Annotated in this window: 18 protein-coding genes; 12 read left to right on the top strand and 6 right to left on the bottom strand. The window is 62.2% G+C overall.

Going from position 1 to position 17,350, the window contains the following annotated elements:
- The first annotated feature begins 94 nt into the window (after positions 1-94).
- The 4 genes from RA20_RS14855 (at position 95) to RA20_RS14840 (ending at position 4,899) form a co-directional block, all read left to right on the top strand.
- Complete coding sequence (locus RA20_RS14855) at positions 95-475, top strand: response regulator transcription factor (protein WP_039130534.1); 381 nt, start codon at positions 95-97, stop codon at positions 473-475.
- A complete protein-coding gene (locus RA20_RS14850; RefSeq protein ID WP_039130261.1) occupies positions 472-801 on the top strand; it encodes a hypothetical protein in 330 nt (109 codons plus the stop codon). The genes RA20_RS14855 and RA20_RS14850 overlap by 4 nt, the downstream gene beginning before the upstream one ends.
- On the top strand, positions 801-3,479 hold the full coding sequence (locus RA20_RS14845) for an ATP-binding protein (RefSeq protein ID WP_039130257.1): 2,679 nt from the start codon (positions 801-803) through the stop codon (positions 3,477-3,479). The genes RA20_RS14850 and RA20_RS14845 overlap by 1 nt, the downstream gene beginning before the upstream one ends.
- Positions 3,480-3,564: 85 nt before the next feature.
- The gene (locus tag RA20_RS14840) at positions 3,565-4,899 is read left to right on the top strand and encodes a FliM/FliN family flagellar motor C-terminal domain-containing protein (protein WP_039130255.1); all 1,335 of its coding nucleotides are present in this window, start codon (positions 3,565-3,567) and stop codon (positions 4,897-4,899) included.
- A gap of 389 nt (positions 4,900-5,288) precedes the next feature.
- Here the strand turns inward: RA20_RS14840 and RA20_RS14835 are convergent, their stop codons facing one another.
- Genes RA20_RS14835 through RA20_RS14820 form a run of 4 tightly spaced genes read right to left on the bottom strand, consistent with a single transcriptional unit; the run spans position 5,289 to position 7,473 of the window.
- Entirely contained in the window at positions 5,289-5,714 is a 426-nt protein-coding gene (locus tag RA20_RS14835) for a TIGR01244 family sulfur transferase (RefSeq protein ID WP_039130253.1), read from the bottom strand.
- 10 nt (positions 5,715-5,724) lie between these two features.
- Complete coding sequence (locus RA20_RS14830) at positions 5,725-6,159, bottom strand: YeeE/YedE family protein (protein ID WP_193748847.1); 435 nt, start codon at positions 6,157-6,159, stop codon at positions 5,725-5,727.
- A complete protein-coding gene (locus RA20_RS14825; protein WP_039130251.1) occupies positions 6,159-6,587 on the bottom strand; it encodes a YeeE/YedE family protein in 429 nt (142 codons plus the stop codon). Before RA20_RS14825 ends, RA20_RS14830 begins: the two co-directional genes overlap by 1 nt.
- Before the next feature lie 22 nt (positions 6,588-6,609).
- Positions 6,610-7,473 carry an MBL fold metallo-hydrolase gene (locus RA20_RS14820; protein ID WP_039130249.1) on the bottom strand — a complete coding sequence of 288 codons (864 nt, stop codon included), beginning with the start codon at positions 7,471-7,473 and terminating at the stop codon, positions 6,610-6,612.
- 302 nt (positions 7,474-7,775) lie between these two features.
- Here RA20_RS14820 and RA20_RS14815 point away from each other — a divergent pair, with 302 nt between their 5' ends.
- Positions 7,776-7,991: a hypothetical protein gene (locus RA20_RS14815; RefSeq protein ID WP_039130246.1), complete on the top strand. Its 216-nt coding sequence runs from the start codon at positions 7,776-7,778 to the stop codon at positions 7,989-7,991.
- 28 nt (positions 7,992-8,019) lie between these two features.
- Here the strand turns inward: RA20_RS14815 and RA20_RS14810 are convergent, their stop codons facing one another.
- Positions 8,020-8,238 (bottom strand): hypothetical protein, encoded by a 219-nt coding sequence (locus tag RA20_RS14810; protein WP_039130243.1) that lies wholly within the window; start codon positions 8,236-8,238, stop codon positions 8,020-8,022.
- 194 nt (positions 8,239-8,432) lie between these two features.
- Here RA20_RS14810 and RA20_RS14805 point away from each other — a divergent pair, with 194 nt between their 5' ends.
- From RA20_RS14805 to preA, 5 genes are all read left to right on the top strand, one after another.
- Positions 8,433-8,696: a DUF2312 domain-containing protein gene (locus tag RA20_RS14805; RefSeq protein ID WP_039130241.1), complete on the top strand. Its 264-nt coding sequence runs from the start codon at positions 8,433-8,435 to the stop codon at positions 8,694-8,696.
- Positions 8,697-9,407: 711 nt separating this feature from the next.
- A complete protein-coding gene (locus tag RA20_RS14800) occupies positions 9,408-9,806 on the top strand; it encodes a RidA family protein (RefSeq protein ID WP_039130239.1) in 399 nt (132 codons plus the stop codon).
- 83 nt (positions 9,807-9,889) lie between these two features.
- A complete protein-coding gene (locus RA20_RS14795; protein ID WP_039130237.1) occupies positions 9,890-10,528 on the top strand; it encodes a cupin domain-containing protein in 639 nt (212 codons plus the stop codon).
- Positions 10,529-10,684: 156 nt separating this feature from the next.
- On the top strand, positions 10,685-12,019 hold the full coding sequence (locus RA20_RS14790) for an NAD(P)-dependent oxidoreductase (RefSeq protein WP_039130234.1): 1,335 nt from the start codon (positions 10,685-10,687) through the stop codon (positions 12,017-12,019).
- A 54-nt stretch (positions 12,020-12,073) separates the two neighbouring features.
- A complete protein-coding gene (gene preA / locus RA20_RS14785; RefSeq protein ID WP_039130231.1) occupies positions 12,074-13,378 on the top strand; it encodes an NAD-dependent dihydropyrimidine dehydrogenase subunit PreA in 1,305 nt (434 codons plus the stop codon).
- A 198-nt stretch (positions 13,379-13,576) separates the two neighbouring features.
- Here preA and RA20_RS14780 read toward each other — a convergent pair whose 3' ends face one another.
- Positions 13,577-14,191: a TetR family transcriptional regulator C-terminal domain-containing protein gene (locus RA20_RS14780; RefSeq protein WP_039130229.1), complete on the bottom strand. Its 615-nt coding sequence runs from the start codon at positions 14,189-14,191 to the stop codon at positions 13,577-13,579.
- A 268-nt stretch (positions 14,192-14,459) separates the two neighbouring features.
- Between RA20_RS14780 and RA20_RS14775 the strand changes: the two genes are divergently transcribed.
- A complete protein-coding gene (locus RA20_RS14775; protein ID WP_039130227.1) occupies positions 14,460-15,710 on the top strand; it encodes a Zn-dependent hydrolase in 1,251 nt (416 codons plus the stop codon).
- A gap of 129 nt (positions 15,711-15,839) precedes the next feature.
- The gene (hydA, locus tag RA20_RS14770) at positions 15,840-17,294 is read left to right on the top strand and encodes a dihydropyrimidinase (protein ID WP_039130224.1); all 1,455 of its coding nucleotides are present in this window, start codon (positions 15,840-15,842) and stop codon (positions 17,292-17,294) included.
- Positions 17,295-17,350: the final 56 nt, after the last annotated feature.

Raw genomic sequence — 17,350 nt, 5'->3', positions numbered from 1 at the left:
GCCGCGCGGCTAACCTGCGTGAAATTGAATGCGTGTCCGGGCCGGCTTGTTGAAGTTCAGAGCCGGAGGGCAGCGCCGGGAGGAAATTCTGCTGATGGGCAGGCATGTTGTTCTGATCGAGGATGAGCCGAATATCACCGAGGCCATCCGGTTTCTGCTGACGCGCGACGGCTGGAGCGTGGATGCGCACACCGACGGCGCAACAGCGGTGCAGGTGATTCAGGACGCCAATCCGGATCTGGTGATTCTGGACCTGATGCTGCCTGGCAAAAGCGGGCTAGAGATCATTCGCGAACTGCGCGCCAAGGAAGACATGCAGGCGCTGCCCGTGCTGATGCTGACCGCCCGCGGCCAGATGCGTGACCGGGAGATGGCGGAAAAAGCCGGTGTCACGCGCTTCATGACCAAACCTTTCTCGAACGCTGAGGTGCTGACGGCGGTGCGCGATCTGCACGCCCAGGCCAGCCAGGGATGAGCCGGGGCAGCAGCGAGGAGCAAACAGGCACCCGCGCGGAACGCCAGACTTACCGCCGCCGCAGGCTGATGGACATCGCCCGGCTGCTGCCTGTGCTGGGTGCCTTGCTGCTGGCGCTGCCGCTGCTGTGGCCCGAGGCCTCGACCCATCCGGCAGCCCGGGGCGGGGTCAGCATGTCCACTGCCATTATCTATATCTTTGCGGTCTGGATTGGCCTGATCGGCGCCTGTTTCGCCTTCAGCCTGGCGGTGCAGCGGTGGGCGGATCACTGGACCGGCGGCGGGCCGGACGGGGCAGGGCTGCCCGGTGAGGCGGAGGACAGCTGATGGCCTCCCTCAACGTTCTTGCCTTTGTCTGCCTGGGCTATGTGGCCTTCCTGTTCTTCATTGCCTTCTGGGCTGACCGGTTGGCCTCGCGCGGCAAAAGCGCGGCCTGGATGCGCTCGCCGCTGATCTACACGCTGTCGCTGTCGATCTACTGCACCGGCTGGACCTTTTACGGAGCCGTCGGCTATGCGGCGCGCTCGGGTCTGGAGTTTGTGACCATCTACCTTGGCCCCTCGCTGGTAATGATCGGCTGGTGGTGGGGCTTGCGCAAGCTGGTGCGGATCGGGCGCAGCCAGCGGATTACCTCCATCGCCGACCTCTTGTCCTCGCGCTACGGCAAGTCGAATCTCCTGGCGACCGGCGTGACCATCCTCGCGGTGATTGGCGTCACGCCCTATATTTCCCTGCAACTCCAGTCGATTACGCTGTCCTTTGCCATTTTTGCCGAGGCCGATCCGCTGCGCAGCTACAATGAATCTTCCACCGTCCTCTGGGTGGCGGTGGGGCTTGCGGTCTTTGCGATCCTGTTCGGCACCCGCAACCTCAATGCCAATGAGCGCCACCATGGCGTGGTCACCGCCGTGGCGCTGGAGGCCATCGTCAAGCTTGCAGCTTTGCTGGCAGTGGGTGTGTTTGTGGTCTGGGGTGTGGCCGGCGGTGTGGGCGAAACGCTGCAGCGTATTGATGCTTCGCAGATCGGCCAGTGGAACGTGGACGGCAGCCGCTGGGCGACGATCACCTTCCTGGCAGCGGCGGCCTTTGTCTGCTTGCCGCGGATGTTCCAGGTGATGGTGGTCGAAAACGAGGACGAGCGCCACCTGCGCATCGCCTCCTGGGCCTTTCCGCTGTACCTGCTGCTGATCTCGATGTTTGTTGTGCCCATCGCGGTGGTCGGTCTGGAGCTGCTGCCCGCGGGCGCCAACCCGGACATGTTTGTGCTGACGGTGCCGCTGCAGCAGGGCCAGCAGGGGCTGGCGGTGCTGTCGTTCCTTGGCGGCTTTTCCTCAGCCACCTCGATGGTGATCGTTGCAGCGATGGCGCTGTCGACCATGGTGTCGAACCACATCGTGATGCCCGTCTGGCTGCGGCTGCAAAACCGTCAGGCCTCGGTTTCCGGTGACGTGCGTGATGTCGTGCTGTTTTCCCGCCGGGTGTCGATCGCAGTGATCATGGCGCTGGGATACTTCTATTATCACCTCTCAGGCGGTGCCGCGGCGCTGGCGGCCATTGGTCTGATTTCCTTTGCAGGGGTGGCGCAAATCCTGCCGGCTCTGGTCGGCGGGCTGTTCTGGCGCGGCGCCACCCGCAGCGGCGCTCTGGCGGGCCTCACGGTTGGCTTTGCCATCTGGCTTTACACCATGCTGCTGCCGGCACTGGGGGGCGGGCTGTTGCCGGACCACATCCTGCGAGATGGCCTGTTCGGCCTCAGCTGGCTGCGCCCGCAGGCTCTGTTCGGCATCGAAGGGCTGGACCCCACTGTGCATGCGGTGATGTGGTCGATGAGCTTGAATGCGCTGGCCTTCTGCCTGGTGTCGCTGATGAGCTTCCCAAGCCCGATCGAACGGCTGCAAGGCGCGCAGTTCGTCAATGTCTTCGAACACTCCGCAGGCCCGCGCGGCTGGACCGGCTCGGTAGCGCAATGCGAGGACCTGATGGTCATGTCGCAGCGTATTCTGGGGGCGCACGAGGCGCAGGCCTTCTTCCAGCGGGAACGGATGCGCCAGGGCGGACGCGGCCCGCTGCCGGAGCCTACACCGGCCTTTCTGGAACGGCTTGAGCGTGAACTCAGTGCCTCCATCGGTGCCGCTGCGGCACATGCGATGATCGGGCAGATCGTCGGCGGATCTTCGGTTTCGGTGCAGGATCTTTTGGCTGTGGCGGATGAAACCGCGCAGATGCTGGAATACTCCAGCCGCCTGGAAGCGCAATCGGCCGAGCTGTCAGCAACTGCCCGTAAATTGAGAGAAACAAACGAAAAACTCACCCAGCTCTCCAAGCAGAAGGATGCGTTCCTCAGCCAGGTGAGCCATGAGCTGCGCACCCCGATGACCTCAATCCGGGCGTTTTCGGAGATCCTGCGCGATGATGGCCAGTTGAGCCCGCAGGAACAGCAGCACTATGCCGGCATCATCCACGACGAAACCCTGCGGCTGACCCGGCTGCTCAACGACCTTTTGGATCTCAGCGTGCTGGAAAACGGCCAGGTGAGCCTCAACATGACGGCCGGAACCCTGGGTGAGGTGCTGGATCATGCTGTGTCCGCTGCACTGGCCGGATCGGACAACGGGCTCAAGGTGCACCGCACCCCGGAGGCGGAGGCATTCCGGATATCATCCGACCTGGACCGGCTGGCGCAGGTTTTCATCAATCTGATCGCAAATGCACAGAAATACTGCGATGCCGAAGCGCCGGAGCTGACCATTTCCGCCGCTGCCGCAGGCGGTCGGCTGCAGATAGACTTCACCGACAATGGCAGCGGGGTGCCTGCTGATTGCCAGCAAATGATTTTCGAGAAATTCTCGCGGGTTAGCCCGGAGCGCGCAGGCGGCGCCGGGCTTGGCCTGGCGATTTGCCGCGAGGTTATGCAGCGGTTGGGCGGCGATATTTCCTATCTGTCCGGGCACCGCGGCGGTGCTTTCCGGGTTTCCTTACCATCCGCCGGCGAAAAGGCGGCGTAAGAGGCTGCAAAGTACAGAAGTTGTTAACCTCCTTTCAGGTAAAACCGTGAAAACGGGGCGCTAAATAAGGCAGGTCAAACAGCCTATGTCTGAAACAGAAGCAGCAGAGGCGGGCAGCGGCAAGCAGAGTGTGCTTGCACGCAAGCTGGCAGCGACAAAGGAAGGCGTCGGGGCGCTTAGCAGTTCCCTGACGCTGAAGGCTTTGCGCCGCTCGGTTGCGCGTGCGGCTGCGGATCTATGCGACCTTCCGATGGCGGTGCTGGCTGCGCGCCAGGCCAACCGTATCCCCGAAGATCTGGCCCAGAACCTGTCGGACAAGGACTTGCTGGTGGTGTTGGATTGCCCGCATGGCCGCATGGGCGCGGCCAGCATGGACGCGGCCACCGTGACGGCGCTGATCCAGCAGCAGACCATCGGGGCAGTCATCGGCAAGGCCCCGGACGAGCGCAATTACACGCCCACCGATGCGGCGATGACCTCGGAGTTTCTTGAACGTACATTCGCCAAAGTGGTGGCAATGCTGGAGGGGCACGCGGATCAGGCCTTCTTTTCGGGCTACCGGTTCGGCGCACAGGTTGAAAATGTGCGCAGCCTGGTACTGGGAATGGAGGCTGAGGATTACCGGGTAATCGAGCTGAACCTCGATCTGGCCTGCGGAGCCATGCAGGGTGTGATGAAACTGATTCTGCCTGAGCCCACAGCCGAAGAGCTGCAGGACAGCCAGGGCGGCGGCGCCCAAGGGCCTTCGCTAGGCAGCAATATGAGCTCAATCCGGGCTGAACTGTCTGCGGTCCTGTGCAAAATGCGGGTGCCGCTGAACGAATTTGCAAATTTGAAGGTTGGAGACACTCTGCAGCTGGATCAGGCATTTCTTTATGAAACGGATCTTTTGACCATCGGCGGCCAGTCTGTGGCACAGGGCCGCCTGGGACAGATGAACGGTGCGCGTGCGGTCCGGCTGAACCAGAACAAGACTAAGCTGGTTGCAGATGCCGGGTCTGATGCAATGGGTTTCTCGGATGGCACAGGCGCCGATCCCGCGGCGGCGATGCCGCCGGCCATCGACATGGGCATCACCGCTCAAGGCCTTCAGGAGCCGATGGATGACATGGGTCTGCCCGCGCTGGAAGCAGCCCCGGCGTTGGATGGCGGCGGCTTCGACTTGGAAGGCGGCGCCGGCGACCTCATGGGGGGGCTGGACGGCGGCCTCGATGGCGGTCTGGGCGATGGCTTGGATGGTGCCATGGATCTAGGCGGCCTCGGCGGCGAAGGGGCCCTTGGCATGGATGGGCTTGAGGGCGGACTGCCCGATCTGCCAGACCTGCCGGGCGGCGGGCTCGGCGATTTTGATCCAGGCGATGCAGCGGCAGAAATTTCGCAGCTGGCCGGGCTGGACGGCGCCCTGCCGGACGGCGGCTGAGGCAGCAGAACTGCTGCTGACCGCTGCGTGATCCGGCTCCTTAGCCGGTGCAAACAGGTTCAGCGTCAGGCCCGAAACGCCAACGGCAAGACCCTGTATCATTCGAAAAGCACGGCAGAGCTGAAGCTTTGGACACAGTTGTGGCCCGGCGAAGCTGCAGGCCGCTGTACGGCCAAAGCAGGCGCCGGCCTGCCTTCTGCACGCTGCGGGCGCAATGTGAAGTGAAGCCGTTTCAATCGGCTACGGCGTCAGAAGCACTGCCGCATACAGGCTGTCTCTGCCAACGCAGCGTTTGCGGGATGCTTGCCTTCTGCAAAGCAGGCTGCATCAGAAACAGGCCGGGCTGAAACAGTCGTCTTTCCTGGCCAGCCCGGCTGATTTCCCGCCGGTCAGCTGTCTGCCAGCGAATCCAGCGCAGGGCGCAGCCCGTCCAGCTGGTAACCAGCTGCACTGGTTTTCTCGAGGATATCGTCGGCGCACATATCGCAGGCCTGGCTGAGCGCCCATACCACCGAACAGCGGGTTCCAGAGGCGCAATAGGCCAGCACCGGACCTTCGCAGCCCTCGTAAAGCTCTCGCTGCAGCGCCACGTTCTCGGGGGTCATGGTCTGGTGTGTCAGCGGCAGAACCTCAAAGCGCAGCCCCTCGGCTTCGGCAGCCGCGCGGATCGCTTCAGCCTGGTGGCTGGGCGGCACTTCTTCGTCCGGACGGTTGCAGATCACCGTCTTGAAGCCGGCAGCGGCAATGGCGGGCAGGTCCTCAGCCGAGATCTGCGGCGAGACCGAATAGCGGGGGGTGATTACGCGTGCATCCATGCCAATCCCTTTACGCGTTTGCGGCGCGCCGGTCCAGATGCCGGCTGAGCCCAGGGGCGGCCATCATGCCGCAGATCATCGCTGCCAGGAACAGAACCCCCTGCCAGCCATTGTAGCTGAGCGAGGCCATCGCCGGGCCGGGGCAGAAACCGGCCAGCCCCCAGCCCGTCCCGAACAGAACCGCCCCCAGGAACAGCCGCCGGTCCAGCTGCTTCTGCGGCGGGGCAGGGAAGCTGCCGCCTGCGGCGGGCGCGCGCCCCTGCGTCAGGCGCCAGGCTATAGCCATCGGCAGCAAGGCTCCGCCCATCACAAAGGCCAGAGACGGATCCCAGGCGCCAAAAATGTCCAGAAAGCCCTGCACTTTTGCGGTGTCGGTCATGCCGGACAGCATCAGCCCGGCGCCGAACAGGCTGCCGGAGATCAGGGAAAAACCAAGACGCAGCATCAGATCACCCCCAGCAGCCGGCGCAGCACAGCCAGGGTAAGAATGCCTGCCAGCATGAAAGCCAAAGTTGCCGAGATGCTCCGCAGCGACAGGCGGGAGATGCCGCAGACCCCGTGGCCGGATGTGCAGCCGCTGCCGATCCTTGTTCCGGCACCCACCAGAAGCCCGGCAATGATCAGAACCGCAGCGTTGCCAGTGGCATGCGTGTCCGGTGTGCTGCCAGCCGCAAGCCCGATCAGCAGCGGCATCAGAATCACTCCGGCGATGAAGGCCAGCCGCTCAGCCGCTGTGCCCCAGCCGCTGCGGTCTGCCAGCCCGCCCAGGATGCCGCTGGCTCCCATGATGCGGCCATTGCCCAGCAGGTAAACCGCGCCGCCAAGCCCGATCAGCCCGCCGCCGGCGAGCGCCCGAATCCAATCCGCTTCCATGTTTGCTCTCCGCTGGCTCCGGTCAGATCTTGTTGACCGGGATCTTCAGAAACACATCGCCCTGCGCGTCGGGTTCCGGCATCTGGCCCGCCCGCATGTTCACCTGCAGCGACGGCAGGATCAGCCGGGGCATGCCCAGGGTCGCGTCGCGGGCATCGCGCATCTCGGTGAACTCCTCGATGCTGCGGCCTTCGCCGATATGCACATTCAGCGCCTTCTGCTCGCCCACGGTGGTCTCCCAGGCGTATTCGTCGCGGCCCGGCGCCTTGTAGTCATGGCCGACAAAAATGCGGGTCTCATCAGGCAGTGCCAGGATCTTCTGGATCGAGTTATAAAGATCTTCTGACGAACCGCCGGGGAAGTCGCAGCGGGCGGTGCCGAAATCGGGCATGAACAGCGTGTCGCCGACAAAGGCTGCATCGCCAATCACGTAAGTCAGGCAGGCAGGCGTGTGGCCCGGCGTGTGCAGCACCTCGCCCCGCATCTGGCCGATCATGAAGGCATCGCCCTCGCGGAACAGCTGGTCGAACTGGCTGCCGTCGCGCTGAAACTCTGTTCCCTCGTTGAAAATCTTGCCGAAGGTGTCCTGAATCACGGTGATCTGGTCGCCGATGCCAATCTTGCCGCCCAATTCCTGCTGCAGATAAGGCGCTGCCGACAGGTGATCGGCGTGAACATGGCTTTCCAGCACCCATTCCACCCGCAGTCCTTCGGCCTTGACCCAGGCGATGATCTCATCCGCCGAGGCAGTGCAGGTGCGCCCGGCCGCCTGATCGTAATCCAGCACGGAATCGATGATGGCACAGGCCGAGCCTTCCGGCTCGCGCACCACGTATGACACTGTGTTGGTTGCTTCGTCGAAGAAGGCTTTGACGGCGGGGGTCATCTGTTACTCTCCCTTGTGCTCCGGCTTAGAGCCGTGAGTTCATATATTGATTTAAGAATATGTATTCAGGCCGGGCAGCGCAAGGACCGGCAGCGCGTTAAAATCATCCCGCGGCCTGATTTGTGTCAATGCAGGCCGATGCTGCATCGCGGTATCCTAGCTGCGCAGCAGCATTTGCCCGCGAAACCGTCAGCGGGCCGGTAAATCTGCGCAAATTTGAGGCGCGAAGCTCAATTTTCGCGGGTTTTCGTATTCCTGTTGCGAAATACTGGCACAATCGCATGACGTAGGGAGGACTGCTCATGACCAAGGAAGAACTGCTGCATACCGTCGAAGCGCTGGAGACCCGGATCCTGGGAGAGACTGGCGCTGAACGGCTGGCGATGCGTCCGGAATTCATCCGCCTGCTCGACTACATGCGCAAGAAAGGGGAAGAGGTCCCCGGACGGTTCCGCCGCTTGGAAGCGGCGCTTTGCGAAGAAGCAGTAGAGGAAATGTTTGACAACATGCCCGTCTGACGGGGCTGCGCGGGCGGACCCCGGGGCTTCAGCCCAGGAAGATGCCCACCATTACCAGCATCAGACCCAGGACCGACAGCAGCAGGGCGCCCAGATTATAGGGCAGCACCGATTGCACAGCGGCGCGCAGGGCCTCGTCGTCCAGATTCTGGCGGCGGGCCTTGGCGACCTTGATAATGCACCAGATCAGACCCAGCAGACCTGCGACGGACACTGCAGCTCCGGTCCAGACGATAAGATCGAACATATGCGTGCTCCTGCGGGATTTTCGCTCAGCCGCGCCTAGCTGATCCTGGCGCCCGGTGCAAGCTGTGCAGGCATACGTGCCGGTTTTTGCTGCCTGGCGGCCGGGTTCGCCTTTCCCCGCTTGCGGCGCGGCGGGCGGGGCGCTATCCCCTTGCTCCGACGACAACAACTCAGCACCTGCCGACGGAGCCCGGGATGGATATCACCGAAGACGAAAAAAGCGAAAACTACCGCGTGACTGCCGGCGAACTGCGCCAGTTCATCGAGCGCTTCGAGCGGCTGGATGAAGAGAAGAAGACCATCGCCGAGCAGCAGAAAGAGGTGATGGCCGAAGCCAAGGCGCGCGGTTACGACACCAAGGTGATGCGTAAGATCATTGCCCTGCGCAAACGCGACCAGGACGACATCGCTGAGGAAGAGGCGGTGCTGGAAATGTACAAGGAAGCGTTGGGCATGTGAGCCCGCGGGGCCTTCTGCCCTGCAAGCGAAATCTCCGGCGCCAGGCGGGCATTTCCGCCGCGGCGCCGGTTTGGACAGGCTCGGCCGAAGGCCGCCGAAGATGGTTTTGAGTGTAAACCTCAGCCTTTCAAACGGGCGAAACTGCCCGGAATACCTCTTGTGAAAGATTGGTGCGGTTCCCCTCTTGGGGCCCTTTTGCCTTGATCGTGCCTGCGTTGGGCAAATTTGGCGGGCGGGAATCTATCCCGTTGATACTAGTCGGATAATCTCCACCAATTTCCGCCCATGCATTTGGGACTGGTCCTAGAGCGGGTCGCGGCAGATTTTCAACTCCACTAGTCCTGCTGCTGTTCAGGATAGTTCAGAGCTGCGCTGAAAAAACTTCATGCAGAAGCATCGTGACTGGTTTCACAGCAGGTGACTGCGGAGCGGGGCGTTGGAGCGCAAGAAAATAGTTTGCAGGATCAGCTGCGTTCTGCGTCCGGCGTGTATGCGCAGGTGTTCAATTCCGGGCTGCGGATTGGATGAACCCGGCGCTGGTATTGCGCCAGAGGATAGTGACTCTCTTCTGACGCGGAAGGACCGGGCGGGCTGAGGTCTTCATGGCAACCACCGGCCGGCCTGCTTTATGCTCATAAGTTTTAAGCTTGAAATAAATCTGGCTGCCGCGCTATTGTCGACCGCAGGCGTTATCAGCAAAGGAGCCATGCCATGCCGGCCATCAGCGTGCATCCCGAAGGGTGGAAGCCCGCCAAAGGCTATGCCAATGGCATGGTGGCAGAAGGCAAGCTGCTGTTTGTCGGCGGCCAGATCGGCTGGACAGCGGACCAGGTGTTTGAGGCGCATGATTTTACCGGCCAGATGAGCCAGGCTCTGCGCAATATCCTGGACGTGGTCGAGGCCGCGGGCGGCACGGCGCAGGATGTCACCCGGCTGACCTGGTATGTGACAGACAAGGCGGAATACCTCGCCCATCAGTCCGAAGTGGGCAAAGCCTACCGCGCGGTAATGGGGTATCATTTCCCGGCAATGACCATGGTGGTGGTTTCTGCCCTGGTTGAGGATGAAGCCAAAGTGGAAATCGAAGCCACCGCCGTGCTGCCTGCCTGAGGCAAGGCTCACACGGTTTCGTGAGCACTCTTTTCCCAGCCGCCTCCAGCCGCCACATTGCTGGCGCAGCCAGGGAGAGCGATATGCGGATCAATGCCGACTTCACCAAACGCGCCGCGGTGCATTTTGACGAGACGCCTTGGGTGGCCAGCCCGGCACCGGGGGTGGAGCGCAAGATGCTCGACCGGATCGGCGAAGAGGTGGCGCGCGCCACCACGATCGTCCGGTTTGCGCCAGGGTCCGCCTTTGCCCCGCATGTCCACGACGGCGGCGAGGAATTCCTGGTTCTCGACGGCGTTTTTCAGGATGAGCACGGCGACTTCCCGGCCGGCACCTATGTCCGCAACCCGCCAACCACCAGCCACACCCCGGCCGCGGCAGAGGGGGCGGTGATCCTGGTGAAACTGCACCAGTTCGATCCGGACGACCGCACCGAGGTGACCGTAGGCACCAGCGGCGGCGCTGCAGAGCAGGAGCTGTTCCGGGATGCGGTGGAGACCGTGACGCTTCAGAACTGGGCGCCGGGGCAGGCGGTCAGCCTGGAAGTTCCCGCCGGGATGGAAGTCTTTGTGGTGGCTGGCAGCTACCTGGAAAGCGGCGAAGAGTTCACCCGCTGGGACTGGCTGAGGCTGCCGCCGGGCAGCCGGTTTGACGCTGTCGCAGGCGCAGAAGGCGCCAAAATCTGGATGAAAACCGGCCATCTTGCGCAATTGACCGCTTAGACCGCTTTCAGACTTCTCTCGTCAAATCAGTGATTTGCAAGCTGTTCCTGCCGGAGCAGCTTATTTTTTGCCCTGATCAAAATTTTACCAGTTGATAAAAAATCAGACTGTGGCACTCTGGAAGGCAAGAAAAACGCAAAATCAGGGAGACACCCAATGGCGACCAGCCATCAGGCATCCGGCATTCAGGCAGCGCGGCTTGACGCTGCGGGGATCGCCGAAAATTTCTCGGACCTGCACCCGGCTTATGACGCGCATGAGGCAGCGGTGGCAGCGGACCGCTGCTACTTCTGCTATGACGCGCCCTGCATGACGGCCTGTCCGACCAGCATCGACATTCCCCAGTTCATCCGGGAGATCCAGGCGGGCCACGCTGAAAGCGCCGCCCGCACCATTCTGGAGCAGAACATCCTTGGCGGCATGTGCGCCAGGGTCTGCCCGACTGAGACGCTCTGCGAAGAGGCCTGCGTGCGGGAGACTGCTGAAGGCAAGCCTGTGGAGATCGGCCGCCTGCAGCGCTATGCGACCGACACGCTGATGGAGAAGGGCGAACACCCCTTCACCCGCGCAGCCGCATCCGGCAAGAAAGTTGCCGTGGTTGGCGCCGGCCCCGCAGGCCTGGCGGCCGCGCACCGGCTGGCCATGCTAGGTCATGACGTGGTGATCTATGACGCCAAATCCAAGGCGGGCGGTCTCAACGAATTCGGCATTGCCGCCTATAAGTCCACCAACGACTTTGCCGCGCGGGAAGTGGAGTGGCTGCTGCAAATCGGCGGCATTACAATGGATTACGGTAAGAAGCTGGGCGCGGAGCTTTCCCTGGACGCTCTGAAGGCGGATAATGATGCTGTGTTCCTGTCCATCGGTTTGGCAGGCGTCAACGCCCTGCGCGCACCGGGCGAGGACAAGGACGGTGTCCGTGACGCGGTGGAATTTATTGCCGAACTGCGCCAGGCGGATGATCTGACCGCGCTGCCGGTGGGCCGCAATGTGGTGGTGATCGGCGGCGGCATGACCGCGGTGGACGCCGCGGTGCAGTCGAAACTGCTGGGGGCAGAAAACGTCACCATCGCCTACCGGCGCAGCCGCGATGACATGGGCGCCAGCCGGTTCGAACAGGATCTCGCGGCCTCCAAGGGCGTCAAGCTGATGTTCAACGTCATGCCCAAGGCGGTGCATGGCAATGGTTCGGCAGCCGAGATCGAATTGGAGTATACTGCGGTTGCCGACGGCAAAGTCTCCGGCACCGGCGAGACCGTGCGGCTGGCCGCCGATCAGGTCTTCAAAGCCATCGGCCAGACGCTGGAAGGCCAGCCGGATGCGCTGGAGCTTGAGGGCCGAAAGATCAAGGTCACGGAAACCGGGCGCACTTCGGTGGCCGGGGTCTGGGCCGGGGGCGACTGCGCCTCGGGCGGCGAGGATCTCACCGTGACCGCCGTGGCCGAGGGCCGCGATGCCGCAATGGACATTCACTCCAGCCTGATGGGCTGAGCCAGCTTGGGCGCGCACCGGCGGCGCCAAGCGAGCCTTAAGAGGAGAGATCAAATGGCTGATCTGACAACAGAATTTCTGGGGATCAAATCCCCCAACCCGTTCTGGCTGGCCTCTGCGCCGCCAACCGATAAGGAATACAACGTCCGCCGCGCCTTTGAGGCCGGCTGGGGCGGTGTGGTCTGGAAAACGCTGGGCGCTGAAGGTCCGCCGGTGGTCAATGTAAATGGCCCGCGCTATGGCGCGATCTGGGGGGCTGACCGGCGCCTCCTGGGCCTCAACAACATTGAGCTGATCACCGACCGCCCGCTGCAGACCAACCTCGAGGAAATCACCCGGGTCAAGAAAGACTACCCGGACCGCGCCGTCATCGTCTCGATCATGGTGCCCTGCGAGGAGCAGGCCTGGAAGGACATCCTGCCCCAGGTCGAGGCCACCGGTGCCGACGGGATTGAGCTGAACTTCGGCTGCCCGCATGGCATGGCCGAACGCGGCATGGGTTCCGCCGTGGGGCAGGTGCCGGAATACATCCAGATGGTCACCGAGTGGTGCAAGAAGTACTACTCCAAGCCTGTGATCGTGAAGCTGACCCCGAACATCACTGACATCCGCCACCCGGCGCGGGCTGCAAATGCGGGCAATGCCGATGCGGTCAGCCTGATCAACACCATCAACTCGATCACTTCGGTGGATCTCGACAGCATGGCGCCGGAGCCGACCATTGGCGGCAAGGGCACCCATGGCGGCTATTGCGGCCCGGCGGTAAAGCCGATTGCGCTGAATATGGTGGCGGAAATCGCCCGGGATGCGCAGACCCGCGGGCTGCCGATCTCTGCCATTGGCGGCGTGACCACCTGGCGCGATGCGGCGGAATTCATGGCGATGGGCGCAGGCAACGTGCAGGTCTGCACCGCGGCCATGACCTATGGCTTCAACGTGGTGAAGGAGATGATCTCCGGCCTGTCCAACTGGATGGATGAGAAGGGCTATACCTCCACCCAGGATTTCATCGGCATGGCAGTGCCGAATGTGACCGACTGGCAGTATCTTGATCTGAACTTTGTGACCAAGGCGAAGATCAATCAGGACGACTGCATCAAATGCGGACGCTGCTATGCGGCCTGCGAAGATACCTCGCATCAGGCAATTGCGATGAGCGAAGACCGGGTTTTCACGGTGAAGGACGACGAATGCGTTGCCTGCAACCTTTGTGTGAATGTCTGCCCGGTTGAGGGCTGCATCACCATGGAGGAGGTCGCAGCAGGGCAGATCGACGAACGCACCGGCGAGGTGGTTTCGGGCGACTACGCCAACTGGACCACCCATCCCAACAACCCCTCCGCCACAGCAGCGGAATAACATTGCTGAGGCGGCCGGCTTCGGGTGTCCTCCCGCCCGTCGCCGGCCTCCTTGGCAGGAGACCGTCTCCCGTTGGGCCCGGCGCCGCGCAAAGCGCGGCGCCGGGCCCAAGGCCGCCAAGGGGGCATCAGCATAGCTGATGGCACCTGCGGGCGCGGGAGAGTTTCCATTGCGGGAATGCGAAAACTGATCTTGGCATCAGTTTTGCGGCGTAAGCATCCGGCGGTAAAGAGTTTCCAAGTATTGCGGCGCCGCGTCAAAGGGGTCTTCAGTGCCCATCAGCGTGCGTACCTGGGCGTCGAAATCCGCATAGTGCTGTGTCAGCGACCAGATCGAAAACAAGAGGTGCTTGGGATGCGCCTGGTTGATCCGGCCGGCATCCATCCAGCCCTGCAGAAGCCGGGCCTTTTCCTCAACCAGCACATTCAGATCGCTTGCGATGACATCATGCAAACGCGGCGCGCCCTGCACGATCTCATTGGCATACAGTCGGCTCTCCCTTGGGAAATCCCGGCTCATCTGCAGTTTGCGCTGCACGTAAGCGAGGATTTCCTCCAGCGGATCCCCCTCCGGATTAAGCGCTCTGAGCGGATCCAGCCAGGTGTCCAGAAGCCCGGCCATCAGCTCATTGAAAATCGCTTCCTTGGAAGGGAAGTAATAGAGCAGGTTCGGTTTCGACAACCCCGCCGCCTTGGCGATCTGATCCACGGTGGAGCCGCGGAAGCCGTGGCTGGAAAACACATCCAGAGCGGCCTCCAGAATTGCGGCGCGATTCTTCTTCTGAATTCGGGTGGGCGCGCGGTCTGCGGGCATGTCCGTCCTTGTCTGTTTTGCCGCACCTGCCAGCTGAAGCGCGGAATTTCACCTATTTCCGGCAAAAGGGCCGATTTTTTCAAGAGGGGCGCGGCAATTTCTTGACTGAGTGTGAACCCGTGATAGCGTGAGTTTGACCAGTTGGTCAAATCATTGGCCGGATCCAGGCGGACCGGCTCGGTGAAAGGCCAGCACTCAAAGCCACCGGAAACGGCGAGAACGCCGGCCGAAACCTGCAAAGACAGGTGAACAGGGAAGGAAGCTCGAGATGACGTCGCTTGGACAGAATCTGAAAATCAATGGCGACAGGCTGTGGGACAGCCTGATGGAGATGGCCAAAATCGGCCCCGGGATTGCTGGCGGCAACAACCGCCAGACGCTGACGGACGAGGATGGCGAGGGCCGGGCTCTGTTTGAGAAATGGTGCAAGGCTGAAGGCTGCACCATGGGTCTGGACCAGATGGGCAACATGTTTGCGCGGCGTGAAGGCACCGATCCGGACGCGCTGCCTGTCTACGTGGGCTCGCATCTGGACACCCAGCCGACCGGCGGAAAATACGACGGTGTCTTGGGCGTGCTGGGCGGGCTGGAGCTGATCCGCTCGCTCAACGATATGAACATCAAGACCAAGCATCCGATTGTGGTGACCAATTTCACCAACGAGGAAGGGACGCGCTTTGCCCCGGCCATGCTGTCCTCCGGTGTCTTTGCCGGCATTCACACCCAGGACTGGGCCTATGACCGGGAGGATGCCGAGGGCAAGAAATTCGGCGATGAGCTGAGCCGCATCGGCTGGCGGGGCGACGAGGAAACCGGTGCCCGCAGGATGCATGCCTTCTTCGAGCTGCACATCGAACAGGGGCCGATCCTCGAGGCCGAAGGCAAGGACATCGGCGTGGTGACACATGGACAGGGTCTCAGCTGGACGCAGGTGACGATCACCGGCAAGGATGCCCATACCGGCTCCACACCGATGCCGATGCGCCGCAATGCTGGCCTTGCGATGGCACGTATTCTGGAAACTGTAGACGAGATTGCCTGGAGCCATGCGCCGCACGCGGTTGGCGCGGCCGGCCATATCGACGTTTATCCGAACTCGCGCAATGTGATCCCGGGCAAGGCGGTCTTTACCGTTGATTTCCGAAGCCCGGAATTGGACGTGATTACCGATATGGAGAACCGCCTGCGCGAAAAGGCCAGCGAAATCGCCGAGGCGATGGGGGTGGAAATCGAGTTCGAGAAAGTTGGCGGCTTTGATCCCGTTGCCTTTGACGAGGGTTGTGTCACCGCAGTGCGCAGCGCAGCAGAGCGGCTGGGTTATTCGCATCTCGATATCATTTCCGGCGCAGGCCATGATGCCTGCTGGATCAACCGGGTGGCACCGACCGCCATGGTGATGTGCCCCTGTGTCGACGGCCTCAGCCACAATGAGGCGGAGGAGATCAGCAAGGAATGGGCCGAAGCGGGCGCCAACGTGCTGTTCCATGCAGTGGTCGAAACTGCGGAAATCGTGGGATAAGGGGCGCTGCCCCTGCGGCCCGCGGGGCCGCTCCCCGGAGTATTTCCAGCAAGATGAAAGAGCTGCGCCAGACAGCGAAAGAGACAAGCGGAGGCGTGAAAAGACGCCCCAATTCAGGGAGTTGCAATCATGAGTAAAGTCATCCGGAACGGCACTATCGTAACCGCCGATCTGACTTATAAGGCGGATGTTCTGATCGAAAACGGCGTGATCACACAGATCGGCCAGGGTCTGAAAGGCGATGAGGAGCTCGACGCCACCGGCTGCTATGTGATGCCGGGCGGGATTGACCCGCATACCCACCTGGAGATGCCCTTCATGGGCACGTACAGCTCTGACGATTTTGAAAGCGGCACCCGTGCGGGCCTGGCAGGCGGCACCACGATGGTGGTGGATTTTGCGCTGCCCAACCCTGGCGAGAGCCTGCTGGATGCGCTGAAGCGCTGGGACAACAAATCGACCCGTGCCAATTGCGACTACTCCTTCCACATGGCGGTAACCTGGTGGGGCGAGCAGGTCTTTGACGATATGAAGACCGTGGTGCAGGAGCGCGGCATCAACACCTTCAAGCACTTCATGGCCTACAAGGGTGCCTTGATGGTGAACGATGATGAGCTTTATGCCTCCTTCCAGCGCCTGGCAGAGCTGGGCGGCATCGCCATGGTGCATGCGGAAAACGGCGATGTGGTGGCAGAACTGTCGGCGAAGCTTCTGGCCGAGGGCAACAACGGCCCCGAAGCACACGCCTATTCCCGCCCGCCGCAGGTGGAGGGCGAGGCCACCAACCGAGCCATCATGATTGCCGATATGGCGGGTGTGCCGCTGTATGTGGTGCATACTTCCTGCGAGGACAGCCACGAGGCCATCCGCCGCGCACGCATGCAGGGCAAGCGGGTCTGGGGCGAGCCCTTGATCCAGCATCTGACTCTGGATGAGAGCGAATATTTCAACAAGGACTGGGACCACGCAGCCCGCCGGGTGATGTCGCCGCCGTTCCGCAACAAGCAGCATCAGGACAGCTTGTGGGCCGGCCTGCAATCGGGCTCGCTGTCGGTGGTGGCGACGGACCATTGCGCCTTTACGACGGAGCAGAAGCGCTATGGCGTCGGCGATTTCACCAAGATCCCCAATGGTACCGGCGGCCTTGAGGACCGGATGCCGATGCTGTGGACCCACGGTGTTGAAACCGGCCGCCTGACTCCTAATGAGTTTGTGGCTGTAACCTCGACCAACATCGCCAAGATCCTGAATTGCTATCCGAAAAAGGGTGCCGTTCTGGTAGGCGCCGATGCCGATCTGGTGGTCTGGGATCCGGCCAAGACCAAGACCATCTCGGCAGGCACTCAGCAGTCCTCGATCGACTACAATGTGTTCGAGGGGCATGAGGTGAAGGGCCTGCCACGCTTTACCCTGACCCGCGGCCATGTGGCGGTGCATGACGGCGAGATCCGCTGCCAGGAGGGCCACGGCAAGTTTGTCGAGCGCGAGGCCAACACTACGGTGAACAGGGCGCTGTCGACCTGGAAAGAGCTGACCGCGCCGCGTCCGGTGGAGCGCAGCGGCATCCCGGCGACAGGCGTGTAATTCAGGAGCGGGCTGCCGGTATCGGCGGCCCGTTTTCCTGTGTGAAATCAAGGCGA

Origin of the sequence: Leisingera sp. ANG-Vp (assembly GCF_000813725.1) — a bacterium.
Classification (GTDB): domain Bacteria; phylum Pseudomonadota; class Alphaproteobacteria; order Rhodobacterales; family Rhodobacteraceae; genus Leisingera.
This window is presented reverse-complemented; position numbering and strand designations above follow the sequence as displayed.

Bases quoted from the DNA above. Each gene is read 5' to 3' on its own strand.
- RA20_RS14855 (WP_039130534.1), top strand. From the start codon at position 95: ATGGGCAGGCATGTTGTTCTGATCGAGGATGAGCCGAATATCACCGAG.
- RA20_RS14830 (WP_193748847.1), bottom strand. From the start codon at position 6,159: ATGCTGCGTCTTGGTTTTTCCCTGATCTCCGGCAGCCTGTTCGGCGCC.
- RA20_RS14795 (WP_039130237.1), top strand. From the start codon at position 9,890: ATGCGGATCAATGCCGACTTCACCAAACGCGCCGCGGTGCATTTTGAC.
- RA20_RS14790 (WP_039130234.1), top strand. From the start codon at position 10,685: ATGGCGACCAGCCATCAGGCATCCGGCATTCAGGCAGCGCGGCTTGAC.
- RA20_RS14800 (WP_039130239.1), top strand. From the start codon at position 9,408: ATGCCGGCCATCAGCGTGCATCCCGAAGGGTGGAAGCCCGCCAAAGGC.
- RA20_RS14815 (WP_039130246.1), top strand. From the start codon at position 7,776: ATGACCAAGGAAGAACTGCTGCATACCGTCGAAGCGCTGGAGACCCGG.
- RA20_RS14840 (WP_039130255.1), top strand. From the start codon at position 3,565: ATGTCTGAAACAGAAGCAGCAGAGGCGGGCAGCGGCAAGCAGAGTGTG.
- RA20_RS14805 (WP_039130241.1), top strand. From the start codon at position 8,433: ATGGATATCACCGAAGACGAAAAAAGCGAAAACTACCGCGTGACTGCC.
- RA20_RS14825 (WP_039130251.1), bottom strand. From the start codon at position 6,587: ATGGAAGCGGATTGGATTCGGGCGCTCGCCGGCGGCGGGCTGATCGGG.
- RA20_RS14850 (WP_039130261.1), top strand. From the start codon at position 472: ATGAGCCGGGGCAGCAGCGAGGAGCAAACAGGCACCCGCGCGGAACGC.
- hydA (WP_039130224.1), top strand. From the start codon at position 15,840: ATGAGTAAAGTCATCCGGAACGGCACTATCGTAACCGCCGATCTGACT.
- RA20_RS14845 (WP_039130257.1), top strand. From the start codon at position 801: ATGGCCTCCCTCAACGTTCTTGCCTTTGTCTGCCTGGGCTATGTGGCC.
- RA20_RS14775 (WP_039130227.1), top strand. From the start codon at position 14,460: ATGACGTCGCTTGGACAGAATCTGAAAATCAATGGCGACAGGCTGTGG.
- RA20_RS14820 (WP_039130249.1), bottom strand. From the start codon at position 7,473: ATGACCCCCGCCGTCAAAGCCTTCTTCGACGAAGCAACCAACACAGTG.
- preA (WP_039130231.1), top strand. From the start codon at position 12,074: ATGGCTGATCTGACAACAGAATTTCTGGGGATCAAATCCCCCAACCCG.
- RA20_RS14835 (WP_039130253.1), bottom strand. From the start codon at position 5,714: ATGGATGCACGCGTAATCACCCCCCGCTATTCGGTCTCGCCGCAGATC.
- RA20_RS14780 (WP_039130229.1), bottom strand. From the start codon at position 14,191: ATGCCCGCAGACCGCGCGCCCACCCGAATTCAGAAGAAGAATCGCGCC.
- RA20_RS14810 (WP_039130243.1), bottom strand. From the start codon at position 8,238: ATGTTCGATCTTATCGTCTGGACCGGAGCTGCAGTGTCCGTCGCAGGT.